The sequence below is a fragment of the Neisseria sp. HMSC068C04 genome (assembly GCF_001810105.1).
Classification (GTDB): domain Bacteria; phylum Pseudomonadota; class Gammaproteobacteria; order Burkholderiales; family Neisseriaceae; genus Neisseria; species Neisseria flavescens_B.
Genome location: NZ_KV799938.1, coordinates 1 through 933, shown reverse-complemented (window position 1 = coordinate 933; position 933 = coordinate 1). Strand labels below are relative to the sequence as shown.

Here is a 933-nt window from a genome sequence, read left to right as displayed (position 1 = left end):
GGCGGTCAGCGTGAAACAATGTTGGTTGAATTGAATGGTACAGGTTGTCAGGCTGCTATACCCGGTTGGGAAAACCGACTGTATGAGTTTTTAAGTAAGTGCATACGTCCAAAAATTACCCGTGTTGATGTCGCCCATGATTTTTTCAACGGCGAATACACACCCGATCAGGCATTACTTGATCATGATAACGGTCATTTTGACGTTCATAACATGAGGCCAAAAAGCGAATGTCGCGGAACTGCATGGCGCAATGATGATGGTAGCGGCAAAACCTTTTATGTAGGCAAACGCGGAAATTCCAAATTTACCCGTGTTTATGAGAAAGGAAAACAATTCGGCGATGTCAACAGTCCTTGGGTCAGGTTTGAAACTGAATTTCGGGCAGGAGATATAGAAATTCCCTTAGATGTTTTGCTTTATGCCGGTTCGTATCTTGGCGGTGCTTATCCGATATGTAAGGCGATATTCAAAACGGAAGCCAAGCGGATGGATGCCAAGACAGAGACAGTAAATCTATCTTTCGATCACAAACTGTTTCATGCGCGTAATCAAGTTGGAAAGATGGTTAATTTCCTTCGTGATATAGGCTGGGATGATACAAAAATCGTCGATGAACTTGTAAAAGGCATTGAAGGTTATCCCAAAGGGTTACAACCTGAACAATACGACTGTAGAGATCAAACACAAAAGATTCAGTATATACACGAAGAGCAAAAAGCAATTGATGATTTGAACATGCAAACATTACTTGATGATTTGCTTGATGAGAAAGAAACCGCATTCCCACAAGACAGGGAAAAACAACACATTAAAGACATCGAACTCGAAGAGAAAATTATTTCAAATTTTTTAAACAGTAAAGGAAATTCAAATGTTTGATCAAAGCCAAGTAACCACATATTCAGCAACCCTGTTGGGAGCAAAACAATT

The 933-nt window shown here is 40.3% G+C and carries 1 protein-coding gene; it reads left to right on the top strand.

Annotated features, from left to right (window positions below; genetic code table 11):
* Nucleotides 1-882: replication initiation factor domain-containing protein (locus HMPREF2700_RS05525; RefSeq protein WP_210389866.1), on the top strand; the 882-nt coding region annotated here is incomplete at its 5' end.
* Nucleotides 883-933: the final 51 nt, after the last annotated feature.